This window comes from Methanolobus sp. ZRKC5, from assembly GCF_038446525.1.
Lineage (GTDB): Archaea > Halobacteriota > Methanosarcinia > Methanosarcinales > Methanosarcinaceae > Methanolobus.
Genome location: NZ_CP151792.1, coordinates 1,778,472 through 1,795,695 on the forward strand (window position 1 = coordinate 1,778,472; position 17,224 = coordinate 1,795,695).

General features: G+C 40.3%; 19 protein-coding genes. 12 read left to right on the forward strand and 7 right to left on the reverse strand.

The window, feature by feature from the left end; translation table 11 throughout:
• Window positions 1-245 precede the first annotated feature (245 nt).
• From WN948_RS08740 to WN948_RS08750, 3 genes are all read left to right on the forward strand, one after another.
• Window positions 246-1,475, forward strand: coding sequence for a PAS domain S-box protein (locus WN948_RS08740; protein ID WP_342303828.1), 1,230 nt, complete (start codon window positions 246-248; stop codon window positions 1,473-1,475).
• Window positions 1,476-1,537: 62 nt separating this feature from the next.
• A complete protein-coding gene (locus tag WN948_RS08745) occupies window positions 1,538-2,482 on the forward strand; it encodes an IS5 family transposase (RefSeq protein ID WP_342303665.1) in 945 nt (314 codons plus the stop codon).
• Window positions 2,483-2,602: 120 nt separating this feature from the next.
• Window positions 2,603-2,791: an ATP-binding protein gene (locus WN948_RS08750; RefSeq protein WP_342306443.1), complete on the forward strand. Its 189-nt coding sequence runs from the start codon at window positions 2,603-2,605 to the stop codon at window positions 2,789-2,791.
• 40 nt (window positions 2,792-2,831) lie between these two features.
• Here WN948_RS08750 and cyaB read toward each other — a convergent pair whose 3' ends face one another.
• From cyaB to WN948_RS08775, 5 genes are read right to left on the reverse strand one after another with little or no spacing between them, the layout of a single operon-like run.
• Entirely contained in the window at window positions 2,832-3,362 is a 531-nt protein-coding gene (gene cyaB / locus WN948_RS08755; RefSeq protein ID WP_342303829.1) for a class IV adenylate cyclase, read from the reverse strand.
• The gene (locus tag WN948_RS08760) at window positions 3,349-3,750 is read right to left on the reverse strand and encodes a Zn-ribbon domain-containing OB-fold protein (RefSeq protein WP_342303830.1); all 402 of its coding nucleotides are present in this window, start codon (window positions 3,748-3,750) and stop codon (window positions 3,349-3,351) included. The genes cyaB and WN948_RS08760 overlap by 14 nt, the downstream gene beginning before the upstream one ends.
• Before the next feature lie 5 nt (window positions 3,751-3,755).
• Window positions 3,756-4,928: a thiolase domain-containing protein gene (locus WN948_RS08765; protein WP_342303831.1), complete on the reverse strand. Its 1,173-nt coding sequence runs from the start codon at window positions 4,926-4,928 to the stop codon at window positions 3,756-3,758.
• 10 nt (window positions 4,929-4,938) lie between these two features.
• Window positions 4,939-5,988 carry a hydroxymethylglutaryl-CoA synthase gene (locus WN948_RS08770; protein ID WP_342303832.1) on the reverse strand — a complete coding sequence of 350 codons (1,050 nt, stop codon included), beginning with the start codon at window positions 5,986-5,988 and terminating at the stop codon, window positions 4,939-4,941.
• Between the two features lie 42 nt (window positions 5,989-6,030).
• Window positions 6,031-6,753, reverse strand: coding sequence for a helix-turn-helix domain-containing protein (locus tag WN948_RS08775; protein WP_342303833.1), 723 nt, complete (start codon window positions 6,751-6,753; stop codon window positions 6,031-6,033).
• 279 nt (window positions 6,754-7,032) lie between these two features.
• On the opposite strand from WN948_RS08775, the gene WN948_RS08780 reads away from it, so the two are divergent.
• The 5 genes from WN948_RS08780 (at window position 7,033) to WN948_RS08800 (ending at window position 12,323) form a co-directional block, all read left to right on the forward strand.
• The gene (locus tag WN948_RS08780) at window positions 7,033-7,239 is read left to right on the forward strand and encodes a hypothetical protein (RefSeq protein ID WP_342303834.1); all 207 of its coding nucleotides are present in this window, start codon (window positions 7,033-7,035) and stop codon (window positions 7,237-7,239) included.
• 24 nt (window positions 7,240-7,263) lie between these two features.
• Window positions 7,264-7,695 (forward strand): CRISPR-associated protein Cas4, encoded by a 432-nt coding sequence (gene cas4 / locus WN948_RS08785; protein ID WP_342306444.1) that lies wholly within the window; start codon window positions 7,264-7,266, stop codon window positions 7,693-7,695.
• Between the two features lie 49 nt (window positions 7,696-7,744).
• Window positions 7,745-9,649 (forward strand): phosphoadenosine phosphosulfate reductase family protein, encoded by a 1,905-nt coding sequence (locus tag WN948_RS08790; RefSeq protein ID WP_342303835.1) that lies wholly within the window; start codon window positions 7,745-7,747, stop codon window positions 9,647-9,649.
• A gap of 52 nt (window positions 9,650-9,701) precedes the next feature.
• Window positions 9,702-11,318, forward strand: coding sequence for a bifunctional phosphoribosylaminoimidazolecarboxamide formyltransferase/IMP cyclohydrolase (gene purH, locus WN948_RS08795; protein ID WP_342303836.1), 1,617 nt, complete (start codon window positions 9,702-9,704; stop codon window positions 11,316-11,318).
• A gap of 219 nt (window positions 11,319-11,537) precedes the next feature.
• Window positions 11,538-12,323, forward strand: a complete 786-nt coding sequence (locus WN948_RS08800) for a winged helix-turn-helix domain-containing protein (protein WP_342303837.1) — start codon at window positions 11,538-11,540, stop codon at window positions 12,321-12,323.
• 7 nt (window positions 12,324-12,330) lie between these two features.
• On the opposite strand, the gene WN948_RS08805 is transcribed toward WN948_RS08800, so the two are convergent.
• A complete protein-coding gene (locus WN948_RS08805) occupies window positions 12,331-13,257 on the reverse strand; it encodes a UbiA family prenyltransferase (RefSeq protein ID WP_342303838.1) in 927 nt (308 codons plus the stop codon).
• A gap of 712 nt (window positions 13,258-13,969) precedes the next feature.
• Complete coding sequence (locus tag WN948_RS08810) at window positions 13,970-14,440, reverse strand: hypothetical protein (RefSeq protein ID WP_342303839.1); 471 nt, start codon at window positions 14,438-14,440, stop codon at window positions 13,970-13,972.
• 122 nt (window positions 14,441-14,562) lie between these two features.
• On the opposite strand from WN948_RS08810, the gene WN948_RS08815 reads away from it, so the two are divergent.
• The 4 genes from WN948_RS08815 (at window position 14,563) to WN948_RS08830 (ending at window position 17,215) form a co-directional block, all read left to right on the forward strand.
• Window positions 14,563-15,561: a PhoU domain-containing protein gene (locus WN948_RS08815; RefSeq protein WP_342306445.1), complete on the forward strand. Its 999-nt coding sequence runs from the start codon at window positions 14,563-14,565 to the stop codon at window positions 15,559-15,561.
• A gap of 111 nt (window positions 15,562-15,672) precedes the next feature.
• Window positions 15,673-16,308, forward strand: a complete 636-nt coding sequence (locus WN948_RS08820; RefSeq protein ID WP_342303840.1) for a GTP-binding protein — start codon at window positions 15,673-15,675, stop codon at window positions 16,306-16,308.
• A 5-nt stretch (window positions 16,309-16,313) separates the two neighbouring features.
• Window positions 16,314-16,676 carry a DUF2073 domain-containing protein gene (locus WN948_RS08825; RefSeq protein WP_342306446.1) on the forward strand — a complete coding sequence of 121 codons (363 nt, stop codon included), beginning with the start codon at window positions 16,314-16,316 and terminating at the stop codon, window positions 16,674-16,676.
• A 14-nt stretch (window positions 16,677-16,690) separates the two neighbouring features.
• Window positions 16,691-17,215, forward strand: a complete 525-nt coding sequence (locus WN948_RS08830; RefSeq protein ID WP_342303841.1) for a hypothetical protein — start codon at window positions 16,691-16,693, stop codon at window positions 17,213-17,215.
• The last annotated feature ends 9 nt before the right edge of the window (window positions 17,216-17,224 follow it).

Here is a 17,224-nt window from a genome sequence, read left to right on the forward strand (position 1 = left end):
AGAATGAAGCCATAGTATATTGTTTTTTGCATCATTAAAACAGTCAGGCTGAATAGTTACCTACATTTTATTAGGATCATTAATTTTGATTGTTGCCATTGATTGTTGCCATTGATTGCTTTTTTGATTCTTAGGTTGTTAGTGAGCAAACATCTCCGTTTTGATTAAATCAGTATCAATAGGCTAATTGTGGTAGGCTGAATAGTTACCTTAGTTCTTTCGATAATGGGAATCCAGCAGGCTCAGTGCAGTTATATGATATCATGGGTAAGCCTGGTAAATTACTCAAGGTCGGTACAATGGGACAAACCGGTGCATCAGGGTTTAAGATGTTATCACATTTGGCCCTTGCATTATTAGTCATAAGCATTCTTGCTTTCTTTGGTCACATATCCATAGCAAAGAACGTGATGCTTGCAAGATTACAAAATTTTATTGGTCAGGTAGGGTATGTACAGAAAAGTGGTGATCTCTCTTCCAGAATAACAATAGATGGTAACGACGACATAAACTTGATCGCTGATAACATAAACGATATGTTTGGATCACTTCAGGAAAAAGAAGGAAATTATCGTTCCCTTTTCGAACAATCAAATGATGCCATTATGATCTTTGATTCAAATGGTTTAGTTCTTGATGCCAATGGTCGAACTTCCGAATTACTTGGATACGAAAAATCCATATTACAGGGACAGCATATTGCTTATTTATCTCCCAAGGGCTATGCTCCCGTTGCACTGGATGTTTTTAAGGAAACACTCAAAAAAGGCTCTGTTCATTCAGAGGTCAAGATGAAACTTTTCGATGGCAATGTAATCGATGCAGATGTAAGCTCTTCGGTGATTGACAAGGAAAAAAACACAGTCCAGGCAATTGTACGTGATGTAACTGAAAAGAAGCGTTCAGAGAAAGCCTTGCTGGACGCAAAGATGGCAGCTGAAATAGCCAGTCGCACAAAAAGCGAATTTATTTCCATTATGAGTCATGAGTTGAGAACACCACTGACTTCTATCATAGGCTTCTCGGATATTCTGCTTGAAGGAATGACAGGAGACCTGACTGAAAAGCAGGATGCATATCTCAAAAATATATCTTCCAGTGGAAAGTGCTTGCTCGATATCATAAATAATATCCTTGATATATCGAAAATTGAATCAGACGGTGTGGAATTGGACTTTGAGATATTCAATGTTTCCGCAGTATTTGAGGAAATAGGGGATATTATAATGCCACTTACTGCAAAGAAAAATCTTTCGCTGAACATGCATAATGATAGCAAACTTTCGGTAATAAATGCTGACAGGCAGGTATTCAAACAGATTATTTACAATCTGATAAGCAATGCCATTAAGTTCACACCAGAAGGGGGTAATATCGCTGTCAATGCAGAATTACATGACAATATAGCAAAGTTCTCAGTAAAGGATAATGGACCTGGTATAGCAAAAGAAGATTATGATAGAGGATTTCGATAAACTACCATCAATACTCATACAATTCAATAAAATTTAAATAATAGCAAAGCAAATTTACTATTATGGATTCTTTTACTGATTTTGCCTTAAATGAAGAATATAAGCGTCTCCAATCTGTCGGAGATAAGCTTGCTGAAATTGAATATTTAGTAGATTGGAAGCCTTTTCGCCCTATTCTGGAGTCAATGTACATAAACAGAACAGCTTCAGGCGGACGGCCTGAAGCTGATGTTATTGTAATGTTCAAGATGCTTGTTCTGCAACAATGGCATGGTCTTTCTGATGCTGAGCTTGAAAAGCAGTGTATTGACAGGATATCCTTTAGGAAATTCCTGGGATTTCCTGAATATGTACCAGACAGTACAACTGTCTGGTCATTCAGGAAGAGAATTATCGACAATGGTAAAGAAAAAGCGGTGTGGGATGAAATGCAGAATCAGCTTGATGCTCTTGGTTTGAAGATTAAAAAAGGAATGATCCAGGATGCAACTTTTATTCACTCAGATCCAGGACATGCAAAAGCAGATGTACTCAGAGGAAAAGATGCGAAAACAAGAAGAAGCAAAGATGGAACCTGGACTAAGAAAAATGGTAAATCTCACTTTGGATACAAACTTCATACAATTATTGATAAGGATTATGAACTAATCAGAAGATTTGAGACAACAACTGCATCACTTCACGATTCACAGGTTGATCTGTCTGAAAAGGGTGAAGTGGTGTATAGAGATAAAGGATATTTTGGAGCAATAGCAAAAGGTTTTGCAGCAACAATGCAACGAGCTGTAAGAGGACATCCTTTAGGAATAATGGATATCCTCAGAAATGAAAGAATAAGTGTGAAAAGAGTCCCTTGCGAAAGAGTGTATGCAGTGACAAAAGAAATATTTAAAACCAGAAAGGTTCTTGTTACAACTGTAGAAAGAGTGAATGCAAAAATGTTGATGACAGCTTTTTGTTTTAATCTGCATCAATTGAGGACACTAAAAACCAAAGGAGTAATTTAGGATAGCGGGAGCTATACTAAAAATAAGGATTAATGAAGAGAAATTAAACAAAATGATAAAAAATGAGAGGATATAATTGAGTTTGAATACTTTAATGATCTAAAATGAGGGAATATCGAAATCCTCGATAATGTATTCCAGGCTTTTACACAATTGGATTCCTCGCATAATCGCTTTTATGGAGGAACAGGTCTTGGACTTTTTCTGGTAAAGAAGTTCGTAGAAATGCATGGTGGCAGGGTCTGGCTGGAAAGCGAATTAGGAAAAGGTTCAAATTTCTATTTTGAACTTCCTATTAGTGGTGAATAAAAAATACTATAACCCAAAATATGATACTAGAATGAGTGAATCATTTGCCTTCTTTCTTTCCAAGCACCATCTCAAGATAGGATGTCCTGATGGAATCCTCTTCCCCAATACCCAATTCATTCAAAAATGAGAATATCTGTTTTCTATGTAACTCAATATCAGATTCAGCAGTTATCTCGACTTCAATAAATTCTTCCAGGTCTTCTACATTGTCAAGGCAGATGGTCATATCTTTATATTTTAATATTTCTCTTGTCTTTTTGACCACCCCTGATTCATAGAACCCGAGAGCCAGAAGAATACTGCGGGCATTTCCACCGTCGACATCGGTTTCGATTTCCTCACGTGTCTTGGATATCGTGTCCAGTTTTTTACCTTTATAGGTCAACACAGACCTGCCATCCACGGAGCGTATCCTCAATGCTTCATCGGTGTTTGCAAAATCCCTGTGAGGGGCATTAAAGTAGGTGTCGCAGTGATGCTGGACACCTATAAAATTAGCACCCATGCCTGCCAGCAATTCTTTTACCTGCTGGTGGTTGGCACGGGCTTTGACTTCAATTTCTAGCATTTTCAGGGACAAATTTGGTACCGTAGTAGATCATACCCTGTTCACCGTCTTGTCCCAGCTTCCTGAATACAGGACTTACTTTCATGCCGATATATGCTTCTTTAGAATCGCATACTATCTGGCTTGTAAGGCTTGGTCCTTCTTCCAGTTTGATTATCCCAAGAACATAAGGTGTCTGGTTCTCAAAACCTTCAGCAGCAGTATGGATCACAGTGAATGTCATAACCTCACCTTTTCCGCTGAATTTGAAATCCTCTATCTCACCTTCACGCCTGCATGCAGGACACATGTTGCGAGGGGGATAGAAGTATTCATCGCATTTCTGACAGTGTGTGCCTACAAGATTGTACCTTGCTATCTGTTTTCTCCAAAATCGTGGTACTGACATGATAATCACCGATCCCTTGAGAATATGTGTACAACAGCAGTCGCTCCGGAACCTCCCACATTGTGGGTCATTCCAACCTCAGCTCCGTCAACCTGACGCTTTCCGGCTTCACCGCGAAGTTGCTGAACAATCTCAATAGCCTGTTTAACACCGGTTGCTCCTACAGGATGTCCACAGGATTTGAGTCCGCCTGAAGTGTTAATTGGTATCTTTGCACCAATTTCCGTCTCTCCATTCATGGTCATTATTCCACCCTCACCTTTCTTTGCAAAACCAAGGTCTTCAATAGCGCATATCTCCGCAATTGTGAAACAATCGTGAACCTCTGCAAGATCAATGTTCTTTGGTTCCATCTTTGCCATCTGGTATGCTCTTTTTCCGGCTGCTACAGCCGCATCAAGAGTTGTTATGTCCCTGCGGTCATGCAGTGCAATGGTATCAGATGCCTGTGCGGTCGCTTTCACATAGATTGGTGTATCGGTAAATTCATGGGCTATATCTGCTGGTGCAAGTACAACAGCAGATGCACCATCGGTAATAGGTGAGCAATCGAATATATGAAGCGGATCTGCTACCATTATGGATTTCAGAACCGATTCAATAGTGATTTGGCTCTTGTACTGAGCTATAGGGTTGTGCTGTCCATTGTGGTGGTTCTTCACAGCCACTGATGCTAATTGTTCGCTTGTGGTTCCATATTTGTGCATGTGCATCTTTGCTATCATTGCGTACAATCCAGGGAAAGTTGCTCCCATGATACCTTCCCATTCCCTGTCAGCTGCTGCTGCAAGGGCTGATGATGCTTTTGCTGATGGCACATCTGTCATTTTCTCGGCTCCGGCAGCGATCACAATATCATCCATTCCTGAAGCCACAGCATAGATACCCTGCCTCAGCGCAAGTCCACCTGAAGCGCAGGCGGCCTCAACACGTGTTGAAGGCACATGTATATCCTTTGCAAGACCTGAATAATCAGCGATAAGTGCTCCGATGTGTTCTTGCTCAACAAATTGTCCGCCACTCATGTTTCCGACGAACATTGAGTCGATCTTCTCTCCGACAACACCAGCATCACCAACAGCACCTACACCCGCCTCTACAACGAGGTCCCTGAAGGAGCGGTCCCACTGCTCACCAAATTTTGTGTTCTTAACACCTATAATTGCTACATCTCTCATTTTTCACACCTCATGCTACCTTTATTTTCCCTTTATGCTTGGCATATTTGGCGTAGTCTATATAGATCGGGTTTTCAAGGAGTTCTTCTACCTTAGGTGCATTATCACGTATTTCTTCTATCTTGTCAGTCACTGTTATGCTGAAGGCATCTCCGCCTGCTCCTGATCCAAATGCGGTTGCAAATATGCGGTCTCCTGGTTTTGCCTGATCCATAGTTGCTGCAATTCCCATCATGCATGAGCCTGAGTATGTGTTTCCAAGTCTTGGAACTACAAGTCCGGGCTTTATCTGTTCTTTACTGAAGCCAAGCATTTTAGCTACACGTGTCGGGAATTTTCCGTTTGGCTGGTGGAATACTGCATAATCATAATCAGCAGGTTTTGTATCCATTTTTGCCATAAGGCCCTTCGCAGCGTTTGAAACATGCTTGAAGTATCCTGGTTCTCCTGTGAATCTGCCTCCGTGTTCGGGGTATGGCATGCCTTCACGTCTCCAGAAGTCAGGGGTATCGGTCGTAAAAGAATATGTATCCTCGATAACGGCTACAAGCTCTGATTCCTTGTTCCCGATTACAAAAGCAACACCGCCTGCTGCGGCAGTATATTCAAGAGCATCTCCCGGGGCTCCCTGGGCAACATCAGTCCCAATGGCAAGCCCGAGGTCTATCATTCCTGAGGAAACAAGTCCCATGCATGCCTGGACTGCTGCGGTCCCTGCCTTGCATGCAAATTCAAAATCAGCTGCAGTAAGTACCGGCGTTGCACCGGTTGCTTCTGCAACTATAGTACTGGTAGGTTTGACAGCATAAGGATGGCTTTCTGAACCGGTGTAAACTGCACCTATTCTCTGCGCATCTATATCTGATCTTAAAACTGCGGCTCTTGCAGCCTCCACTGCAATTGTAGCTGCGTCCTCATCAACATCAGGAACTGCTTTTTCGTTGACCATCAGTCCTGATCTGAGTATTTCTGCATCGTCTCCCCATACACGGGCGATTTCTTCGATCTTAATTCTATATTTTGGTACATAGGCACCATATGAGACTATCCCTACACTCATCTTAACACCATTTAAATGTGATATTTACTCGATAATGCGGTATCAGCTATACTTTTTCAGCGCTTCTACCATTTCATCAATGTCCATTGTTGTTGCAAGGAGGGGGATCCTGTCAATTTCGGCCATTTTCTTCGCTATTAAATGAACCTCATTTCCACGCAGCCCATGTATAACAACAGCACCTGGTTTCAGGTTCGTGACCCTTATGGCTACCATTGGTGACTTGCCGGTTGTGACCTTTGTGAATATCATTGCACGCTCTGTACTCCAGCCATAGAGTTTCTGAAACTCATGGGATGAAAGTTCAAGAATAGCTTTTTTGCTGTCAACCACGGTAAAACCATACAATGGTTTCTCGATTCCTTTGTTAACGATATCTGCCTGAATGATATTGGCAAGCTTTGCAACCTGCATGGGAAATGTGTATTCATAGGTGGCGTAAATGGCCTTTGACGTTTTATCTGCGAAAAGTATCCCCTCATAAGCATGAATTTTCTGTCCTCCTCTCTGTGAATCTATTTCGAGAAGGGCTGCGACTATTCTACTCACAATAAGTGTGCCTGGAGATTTCCTCCTGCCACTTTCATAGTCGCTGATGACGGAAGGTGAAACACCGAGATAACCGGATAGGTCCGTCTGTGCGATTTCGAAGTTCAATCGCCATTTTTTCAAGGCCTCGCCAGGTTTTCCAGATAGTGTTATCTCGCCTGCCATCTTTTCTGCAAGACGCTGGCGAACCATTCCGTGTGATTCGTCTTCATTCATGCTTTACATTCCTAAGGGTAGATTAACATATATATTTAACGAATACAAGTTCGTTTATTGTCGATACATTTCCACTGGAATCATTTGTTTATTTATAGTATGTTATATATATAATATAAAAATATGTTTCTTAAAAGTGCAAAAACAAAAATAACGGTTTCTGAATTATCCGTTTATTTTTCCTGTGCGAGGAAATTATATTATTCATGCCGCGGCCACAATCCAGTAAATCCTTCTTCAATATCCTATATGAAGTATCTTATATTAAAGGAAATGGCCATGTCGTATCCTTACATCTTGAAGTGTTCTTCGTCAAAAGACGATGTATCATTTGAAGACCTCGAAAGTTTGCTTACGCAGGTAATTGATGATATAAACCTGATATATCCGGATGAAGTAGGGCAAGTTACAGCAGAACTCGTCGATGGAGCATCGGAGACTATAAGGGCATACTTTGGCGAGATACAACAAAACCTATCTGCATAGGCAAAAGATCCTGAATTATCAGTTCTGGCTGAAAACCTTTCAGATTCAGATGAAGAGCCGTTCCTTCATTCTGAAAAGCTCAATGTAACAGGTATTCCGTACAGATTGGTGGAAATTGGGGGGTCGTTTGTTCCTGTGCTCATTAAAACAGGCAAAGTTCCCGAAAATGGTGTGTGGATGAATGACAGGTTACACCTTACATCTTTTGCAATGCTTGCTGAGGATATGTATGGTAGCATTATCAAGTCCGGCTTTGTTCTGTATGCAAGGTCAGGTCTTTACAGGAATGTTAACATCCATGCAAATGACCGCAGACAGGTTCTAAAGGCAATCGGACGTGTAAGGAAGATAAAAGAAGGCAGTATGCCTGATAAAAAAGAAAGCTCTCTTTGTGCTGATTGCAGTTATTCTGAGATGTGTAACGTGAAATCATCTCTTGCTTCAAAATTCTTTTAAGTATTTGATTGCCAAAAAGTATTTAATACTTCAATCTCGAGGATGCACAATGTCAAAAGCTCTTTATCTCGGTGAATTGCTCCTTTACTGGTGTCCTTCATGTAATGTTCCTGTTCTTGGAAAAGAATGTTCTTGTGGTACTGCTACGGGGCAGGTAACAATAACTCCCCCTGGTGATATTCGGCCTGCTTTTCCGTATGATGTAGACCTTGTCAATAAACTCTCAATTGAACAGTTCAATGCACCACTGATAGCTGATGAGCGAGTGGTGGTCATGAATAAATCACCTTATGATGACCGTATGGATGAGATAATTGTTGACGGTGAAGTTATAGGGACTATCCGTTTTGAACTCGAACAGTTGAAGTGGGTTCTGCTCCTGAGGTTAAATGGTGCGCGTCGTATATTCGATAATGCTGATCACAATACCCTTAAAAGCTGGGTGTCTGTCGATGAAGGTGCTGAAAAATTTATCCTCGGCGGTGCAAGTTTACTTGCCCCTGGAGTTAAAGATGCCGATCCATCTATCAGGGAATTGAATGAGGTAGTGGTCCTGACCCATGATGGAAAAGTTCTTGGTACGGGCCGTTCCCGTATGACCGGGGAAAAAATGCTTGAAAGGGGCAAAGGTGTTGCCGTTAAAGTGCGCTCTAAGGAAGAGCCTAAAGCTATTGTTATCCCCTCTGGCGGACAGACCTGGAATGACGTTGTAAAGGCAAATGAGACTTATATGAATGACTTTGTCGAGCGGTCCCACAAATTCATCAAAAATGTTTCTTCTTCAGTGGACCGTCCGGCGACTGTCTCCTATTCAGGTGGTAAGGACAGTCTTGCGGTGCTTCACCTTGTTAGTGAATGTCTTGATGACTATGATCTTATTTTTGCTGATACCGGCATCGAGTTCCCTGAAACCCTGAAAAATGTCCATGATGTTACGCAATATTATGGCAAAACTCTGAATATAATTAGCTCAGGTGATGCTTTTTGGGACTCCGTCGACAGCTTCGGTCCTCCAAGTGTGGAAGTTCGCTGGTGCTGTAAGGTATGTAAACTTGGACCCATTACTCAGATAATAAATGAAAATTATGAGGATGGTTGTCTTACTTTCATAGGGCAGAGGAAATATGAATCCAGCGCAAGAGCTAAAAGTGAACGTGTCTGGAAGAATCCATGGGTTGGAAATCAAGTGGCTGCAGCACCTATTCAGAACTGGACCGCAATGCATGTCTGGCTCTATATATTCAAGAACGAGCTTCTGTTCAATCCAATGTATGAGAATGGGTTTGACAGAATAGGATGCTGGCTATGTCCTTCCTGTTCACTGGCTGATCTTGTGAGGCTTAAGGAAACCCATCCTGAAATGGAAAAGAAACTGAATGATTATCTGCTTTCTTATGCGCAGCGCATGGGGCTGTCAGAGGACTGGGTCAAACATGGTTTCTGGAGATGGAAAGAACTTCCTCCTCAGTTGAAGGAAATTGCAAAGAAAAAAGGGATAGAGTTTATTCCAAAAGGCAGTAATGAAAATAGCCTGAACTTTGTCATAACTTCCGGCTATCGCCCATGTAAACAGGGAGGAATATCTGCAGAGGGTGGTTTTGATGGCCCTGTTGACCTGGGAAGACTTGAGCACACAGGAATGCTAGAGGCAGTAGGAAAGGCTTCTTACATGGAAGGTGTGGCTATGGTAAGCCTTGAAGAGGACCGTGCACAGATATTTGCCTCAGGCAGTGTTACTGCGAGAAGTGATTCTGACAAAGATGCAAGGAAACTGATGAAAAAAGTGGAACTCTCTGTAAGAAGAGCCCTGCTTTGCAGTGGTTGTGGTGTCTGCGTGGGTAATTGCAGTCATAGATCCATAAAAATGAAGAAAGGACTTGCTATTATTAATGAAGGATGTGTACATTGTGGAAAATGCATCGACGTCTGTCCCGTTGTCAAATTCAATTCCTGATGTTGACCAGAAGCCTTATAGTGTATATTCCCCAATTTCGTACGGTGATTTTTTGGTAAAGAGAGCACTGCTCAGCGTTTCTGATAAGACCGGAATTGTAGATTTTGCTCGTGGACTCGAAAAACTGGATATACAGATTATTTCTACCGGAGGAACCGCCCGCATGCTTCGTGACGCAGATATTAAGGTCACGGATGTATCGGATGTAACAGGTTTCCCGGAAATGATGGGCGGCAGGGTTAAGACTCTTCATCCTAAGATTCATGGCGGCATCCTTTGTATAAGGGACGATCATGATCATATGGGAGAGGCCCAAAAAGCAGATGTAGAAATGATAGACCTTGTAGTGGTCAACCTTTATCCTTTTGAGGTCACGGTTTCGAAAGAAGGCGTATTGCTTGAAGAAGCTATTGAAAATATTGATATTGGCGGGCCTGCCATGCTTCGTTCGGCTGCCAAGAATTATCGTTCAGTGAGTGTTGTATGCGATCCGTTGGATTATGGTCACATACTAAAGGAGATTCGTTCTGCTGGTATTATTTCTCAACAAACCAGAGAACAGCTTGCGGTGAAGGCTTTCAGACATACGGCAGATTATGATGCAACAATTGATACTTACCTTAGCAAGGAGTTGCTTGGTCAGGATGTACTACGCCTGAACTTTACTGATGGTGTCACGCTCAGATATGGTGAGAACTGGCATCAGGAAGCTAAATTCTATAAAGAGGCTGGCATTAAGGGTCCATCCCTTGCAAATGCAAAACAGCTTCATGGTAAAGAGTTGTCCTATAACAACTATATTGATGCTGATAATGCCCTTCAGACAGTCAAAGAGATGTCTTCTTCCAAACCTGTCGTGACAATTGTAAAACACAACAACCCCTGTGGACTTGCCACCGGCAATACGTTGTTACAGGCACTTCAGGCAGCATGGGACGGCGATCCCATATCCGCTTATGGAAGTATTATCTGTACTGACACTGTCTTTGATCTACAGTCGGCAGAATTCCTGAATGGGAAATTTGTTGAGATCATTCTTGCTCCCGGCTTTGAACATGATGCCCTTGAATATCTGAAGAATAAGAGTGCAAACCTTCGTATTCTTGAGCTTCCTGAGTTCAATGAACCTTTTAGTATGGATGACACCTACAAGTATGTTAACGGTGGTATACTGAAGCAGTCCCGAAACGTAGGTATCTATGATAAATGGGAATGTGTAACAGATATTGAATATCCTGAGGACATGCGAGCGGTCTCTGAATTTTCAATGCATGCATGCAAGTGTGTAAAGTCAAATGCTGTAACTCTTGGATATGAATATCAGGACGGTTGCTACATGATGCTTTCAATGGGTGCAGGGCAGCCAAACAGGGTTGATTCCATTAGAAAACTTGCTGTGACAAAAGCCCGTGAGAACCTTCAGGTCATATATGATCGGGAGACGTCTGATGTTTCTTTTGATGAATACTGCAATGATGTCTTTTCGAAATGCGCCATGGCATCGGATGCTTTCTTCCCATTCGATGACAGTGTAGTGCATTCAGCTGAACATGGAATTAAGTATATTCTATCTCCGGGTGGTTCTATAAGGGACAAGGAAGTCATTGACACAGCTAACAGATTGGCTGTATCTATGGTATTCACCGGAATGAGGCACTTCTTGCATTGAAGTGCTTTCTCTTTTTATTTTGTATATTTTTTAATGATATTATCAAGTAGATTTGGCGTGACTATTCATAAATTTTGGACGTTTTTGTATATTATTTCATCATCGTCCGTGCCTGATTAGAAAACACTTATAAGTCATCAAATAAGCTTTATATTATTAAATAAGTTTTACTCGCTGGTTGTTTGGGCATATAACTCACGAAAAATGAAGGTATTTATTGTGAAATCAAAGGGGATTCTAAGTATACTGACCTTTTCAGAAAAAAGGAAAGACATTTTGTTCTTACTTGAGGAAAAGCCTTGCACGCTATCTGATATAAAAGAATATTTCAATGTATCTTCTCCAGAAATATCTCCTCGGATTAAAGAGATGGTGAACTACAATCTTATAAAGAAAGCTGATAAACACTATCAAATCACTCCTATAGGCCTAGCCATGATCAGGCACTTCAGGCCATTTCTGGAAATAATTGAGACCATAGAAAAGAATGAATCATTTTGGAAAGAACATTATCTTGATGATATTCCACAAAGCATGATCGACAATCTCATGGAACTGAAGAACAGTGAACTTGTCTCGGATAGTATTGAGAATATTTATGAATCTCATAAGACTTTCACCGAAAACATTTCAAAGTCATCTTTCCTCAAAGGTGTATCATCTATATTTATTCCAACATACCCTGATTTTGTAGTGGGGATGGCTGAAAGGAATGTTCCTACATCTCTGATACTAACAGAAAAGGTGTTTTCTAAGGTTCGGGATGAACATCGCGAGAAACTTGAATACTATTTGAATGCTTCTCAAACGGAGTTATTTGTTGTTGATGATATCAAAGTAGCATTTGTGGTTACGGATGTTTTCTTTTCAATGTCTCTTTTCTTTAATCCTGACACATATGATCCCCGGGATGATCTGGTAGGATATGATCGATCATCCCTTAAATGGGGAAGTGACCTTTTCGATCATTACAAAGGAATGTCTCGTCAGATCCCTTCTATTTGATAATGGATCAGACTATAAGACCATTTACAATGGTTCTCAGTCCGACAATTGAGGTTGATTCTCCGTCTATCATGAATAGCCTCTTTGTCAGCCTTTTGTTTGTCTCTATTTCGACCTGTTCGGCAAAGTTTTTGATATATAATAATCCGATGATGAAGCTGTAACCCAGTATTATTGGTTCAAAAGCAATCATTTCTGTCATTATGAACATCAACAGCATTGAGTGAGCCAACAAATGCAGAGTGAACAGAAGTATTTTTGCTCTTTGTTTTCCGAGTACTACAGGTAATGTCTTAATTCCTGCCATTGTGTCTCCTTTAATGTCTTTAAAATCATATATTGTAGAATTTATGAACAGTTTCATGCCAAAATACAGGAAGACTATTAGTGGTGCAACAATGCTGGCAGCATAAATACCTGCAATTCCTGCGATAAATGCTCCCCAGGTAATTCCCACGACAAGATTTTTCATCCCCATTCCCCCTTTGAGTCTTAGATTGAACTTTCCTACCTTAATGCCCTTGGTATAGAGGTAACCGGTTACCAGTGGAAGAAAAGCTATCATGATCAATCCATTTGCGCTGAGTATGGCTGCTCCTATTAAAAAACAGATAAGTGAAACAATCAGTGCCGTTTTTTTTGACGCACCTTTTAATTCAGGCCTATTGGCCGCATCCTCTTCTACATCCATCGCTCGGTCAAGGGTGTAGACTGCGTAAATGATAAGTCCTCCTGCAAGGCAGTTATAAAAAACAGAGCTAATGTGCATAAGAAGAAATGCTATGTGTATTCTGAGGGCACCTGAAAAAGAAACCAGTACAGAACTTTTTAAAAGGTTGAGCGTTGGTGCAAGACTACTACCAAGTTCACTGTAATTGTAATCGTATTTATTTGCTGAATGACCTGGATGGTTAATGGTGCAATTCGAACTCATAACCTTAAAAGCCACTAGCTTTCAGATATTATTTTTTAAGTATAATGTTATACTAATAAACTAATATTATACTACAGATATAACTACCCAGACACTTAGTTCAAAAAAGGATGTAACTATTCAGCCTGATAAAAACACTATCAATAGCAATCTTGACAAAAAGTTGAGACCTACATTTTATTAGGATCATTAATTTTGATTGTTGCCATTGATTGCTTTTTTGATTCTTAGGTTGTTAGTGAGCAAACATCTCCGTTTTGATTAAATCAGTATCAATAGGCTAATTGTGGTAGGCTAAATAGTTACAAAAGGATTTTCTTTTGCCTGTACCCTTCAATTTAATTTCCAGCTTCACATGCTATATGTTCTGCTAACTTCTATAATTATGTTTTCCTATTATTATTTGTCCATATATAATTATTGTCCACTACTATTATATAGTTATTAATAATTATATCATTGAATTATTCGGTTGAAAGTTACTATATCTGCGGTTACATTTTTATAAAGCATTAGAACTCCGGAACCGAAGCTATAGTTTTCTATCAGGCAGAAAAATGGTGAATTTGAACTATGAATTATTTGCAATACTTATTTTGTCTTCAATTTGCAATACTTATTTTGTCTTCAAATATTTCCTTTTCTGCAGATGTAGTGCTGCATGATAATTCAAAAAAGTAGAGTATTCATTTATGAATACTGTTTTACGGGTTTATGCTGTATTTATTTTTCTTTTATCTGTCTGAAGTAACAGGTATCCGAATGCTATAAAAAATAACGGGGCTACAGGCAAGGTTTTGAAATCCGAATTCCATATTGCAACTGAACTGATGAATGTGAGTATTCCACAGGAAATAAGGGCAATAGCAGTTGTTCTGGTTCCATAGTCTTTTTTGATTTCTTCCTTCAAAAGTTCGTAGATTGCCAAAACTATACAAAATATTGCTCCTGTGATCCAGGCAAGGGTCCTTATGGATGGATAAAATCCTCCGTAAGAAAGCAATGTCATTTGCTTGAAGATGTTTACAAAAAAAGTTCCATACACAAGATCAAAGTTTGCATAAAATACTGAGAATTTGATTCCCCACCCGGTTGAGTAAAAATAGACTTCCCATGGTATGGTCAGGCATATAAGTGGCATTATTTTTCTTAACAGATTTGTGTCGGTGTGTGTAATTTTCATCTCTTGCATACACATAATTTAAATATTATCATTTATATATTTTCTCTTGCAAGGAAACACCTATATATTACTTTTATGTTCTATATATTCGGTTATGATTTAAACATAAATGAGGGATTTCAATAGAAACCAGAAAAGTTCAGCAGACAGGTGGTTCAACTTACATAATATCACTTCCAAAAACCTGGGCAGATAAAGTTGGAATCAAAACAGGCAGCAGAGTGACTTTGCAACCTCAGCCGGATGGTAAATTAGTCCTTGACCCGATACATGACACTCATCCTGTAAGGAAGATTCAGATAGATGTCACAGGAAGAATGGGTGATGCACTTATAAGGGACATGATAGCTGCTTACCTTGCAGGTTCTGATATTATAGAAGTAAAGGCTGAAAGGATACTTGCCGAACAAAAGAATGTCATCCGTAGCATGTGTTACAAGCTGATAGGCCCTGAAATTATAGAAGAAACTGCAAAAAAGGTAGTTATTCAGGATCTTCTGAATCCCGATGAGATTTCCATAAAAAAGAGTGTTAGGCGGATGTATCTAATCTCGAATTCTATGCATATGGATGCAATAAAGGCCATCAAGACCCTTGATGCGGACCTTGCTTTGGATGTTGATCAGAGGGATGATGATGTGGATCGTTTGTTTCTGCTAATTGCAAAACAGTTTCGTTCTATATTGCGTGGGGCAAGGTTGCCTGATGCAGCTGAAACATCTATAGACGAGTACCATGATCTTAGAATGGCAGCCGGTCCAATTGAGCGTATAGCGGACCACGCACGCAAGATTGCAAAGATCACAACGACCCTTGATGCTCCAATTCCCGATGATATCATGGAAATGATAGAGGTAACTTCTGAGATGTCAAGAAAGATAGTCGAGGATGCAATAGATGCTCTATATAATTTCGATGTCGAGCTCGCTAATCAGGTAATTGGTAGAGTTAGTAAGATGTCTCCAATGATCCATAAACTCAATGAAGCTATTTTGAAAATAAATTCCTATGGATCAGTTGTTGCTCTTGGTACAGTGGTTGATAGTATTGATCGAACAGGTGACTACGGTTCCAACATTGCAGAGATTGCAATAAATTGTGCAATGTCAAGGATTGTATGAGTTTTTATAAGCGATTTACATGTTTGGATAATAAAAAATATATGTTAATGAGTGTTTATACTACTAAAATTATCCAATATTTAATATAATGATACTTTACGGAGGGAATGAATGGGCGTAATCAGGAAATTCAAAAAGAATTTTTCAGACATTTTCAAGAGAATGTTTAAAAAACAAAATGCTCGAATAGGAATATACGGACCGCCAAATGCAGGGAAAACCACTCTTGCTAATCGGATAGTAAGGGACTGGACGGGTGATGCCATGGGCTCTGTTTCACATATTGCTCACGAAACAAGGCGTGCAAGGCGTAGAGAAGGTGTGACCATCAAGACAAATGGAAGTTCCATATCCCTTGATATTATCGACACTCCCGGACTTGCTACAAAGATCGATTTCCATGAATTCATGGAACAGGGAATGGATGAAGCCGAATCAAAAAGACGTGCAAAAGAAGCAACAGAAGGTGTTATTGAAGCTGTGAAGTGGCTTGAGAACCTTGATGGTGTCATTCTTGTCATGGATGCCACAGAAGATCCATTTACCCAGGTAAATGTAACTGTTATTGGTAACATGGAGGCAAGAAGCCTTCCACTTCTTATAGTTGCCAACAAGGTTGATCTTGCAGAGGCTTCCCCTTCAACTATAAGGGATGCTTTCCCTCAACATCCGATGGTTTCAATTTCAGCCTTGGAGGGAAAGAATATAGACACATTTTATGAAGAACTTGCAAAGAGGTTCGGGTGATGTCAATGCAGGGCTTCCAGATGGATCTTGTATCAGAACACAGGTTGTCAGAAATGACTCCGGTGGAAAAGGTCAGATTTATTATTGATGAGGTGAGAAATGGAAAGATATTGGTCCTTGAAAAAGGCCTGAGTCCTGAAGAGGAAGCAAGCCTGATAGAGATGACAATGACTCTTATCGAACCTGATGGTTTTTCAGGTATAGAAATGGAAAGCTATCCGTCAGAAGTGGACACTTCATTTTTAGGCAAGATCCTTAAAAAGAACACTCTTAAGTCAAGACTCACTGTTATCGGACCTGCCGATCAGCTGAAGACTCTTAGGAGAGACCGCAACATGATAAGTGCTCTTATTTCCACAAGCAAATAATTTGCGTGAAGCAAATGGATCAAAAAGAAAATCAGGAAAATCTCATATCACCTAATCTCTCCCTGTCTTCTTTCGAGATGGGGAGGGATGATGTGAATGTAGTCTGCACATACGGTAAAATATCCGTATGGTTTGGAAGGCAGGTGCCGGATATTGTAGTCGGACAGATACTTCTGGGTATTTCCAATATTGAACACTCAGCAGTCCATGAACTGGACTTTATCTGTGATTTTGAGGAAATAACGGAATATGAGAGCCATGGATATGTACTTGTATCCTATGCAAAATCAAAGCATGGATACAGAACGACTTTTAATGTTCCTTTTTCCAGCAAAAAAGCTCTTTTCCATCTTGCAGGTTCCATTACCGAAGAACTTAAAGATAAGGACACTATCTTAGACTGCTACTGGACTGGAGATGACTCTGACATCATGCGTTTGTATGGGGAGTTGAGCAACATCGAAGGCTGGAAGCTAAAAAGCATCAATTATAAGGATGATGCAAAAGAAAAACATAGTGGCACTATAATTTTCGATTGACCCCAAGAG

What these genes read in the sequence shown, in the direction of transcription:
- WN948_RS08745 (WP_342303665.1), top strand. Translation starts at nt 1,538, where the DNA reads ATGGATTCTTTTACTGATTTTGCCTTAAATGAAGAATATAAGCGTCTC.
- cyaB (WP_342303829.1), bottom strand. Translation starts at nt 3,362, where the DNA reads ATGCTAGAAATTGAAGTCAAAGCCCGTGCCAACCACCAGCAGGTAAAA.
- WN948_RS08760 (WP_342303830.1), bottom strand. Translation starts at nt 3,750, where the DNA reads ATGTCAGTACCACGATTTTGGAGAAAACAGATAGCAAGGTACAATCTT.
- WN948_RS08765 (WP_342303831.1), bottom strand. Translation starts at nt 4,928, where the DNA reads ATGAGAGATGTAGCAATTATAGGTGTTAAGAACACAAAATTTGGTGAG.
- WN948_RS08770 (WP_342303832.1), bottom strand. Translation starts at nt 5,988, where the DNA reads ATGAGTGTAGGGATAGTCTCATATGGTGCCTATGTACCAAAATATAGA.
- WN948_RS08775 (WP_342303833.1), bottom strand. Translation starts at nt 6,753, where the DNA reads ATGAATGAAGACGAATCACACGGAATGGTTCGCCAGCGTCTTGCAGAA.
- WN948_RS08780 (WP_342303834.1), top strand. Translation starts at nt 7,033, where the DNA reads ATGTCGTATCCTTACATCTTGAAGTGTTCTTCGTCAAAAGACGATGTA.
- WN948_RS08790 (WP_342303835.1), top strand. Translation starts at nt 7,745, where the DNA reads ATGTCAAAAGCTCTTTATCTCGGTGAATTGCTCCTTTACTGGTGTCCT.
- WN948_RS08805 (WP_342303838.1), bottom strand. Translation starts at nt 13,257, where the DNA reads ATGAGTTCGAATTGCACCATTAACCATCCAGGTCATTCAGCAAATAAA.
- WN948_RS08810 (WP_342303839.1), bottom strand. Translation starts at nt 14,440, where the DNA reads ATGAAAATTACACACACCGACACAAATCTGTTAAGAAAAATAATGCCA.
- WN948_RS08820 (WP_342303840.1), top strand. Translation starts at nt 15,673, where the DNA reads ATGGGCGTAATCAGGAAATTCAAAAAGAATTTTTCAGACATTTTCAAG.
- WN948_RS08825 (WP_342306446.1), top strand. Translation starts at nt 16,314, where the DNA reads ATGCAGGGCTTCCAGATGGATCTTGTATCAGAACACAGGTTGTCAGAA.
- WN948_RS08830 (WP_342303841.1), top strand. Translation starts at nt 16,691, where the DNA reads ATGGATCAAAAAGAAAATCAGGAAAATCTCATATCACCTAATCTCTCC.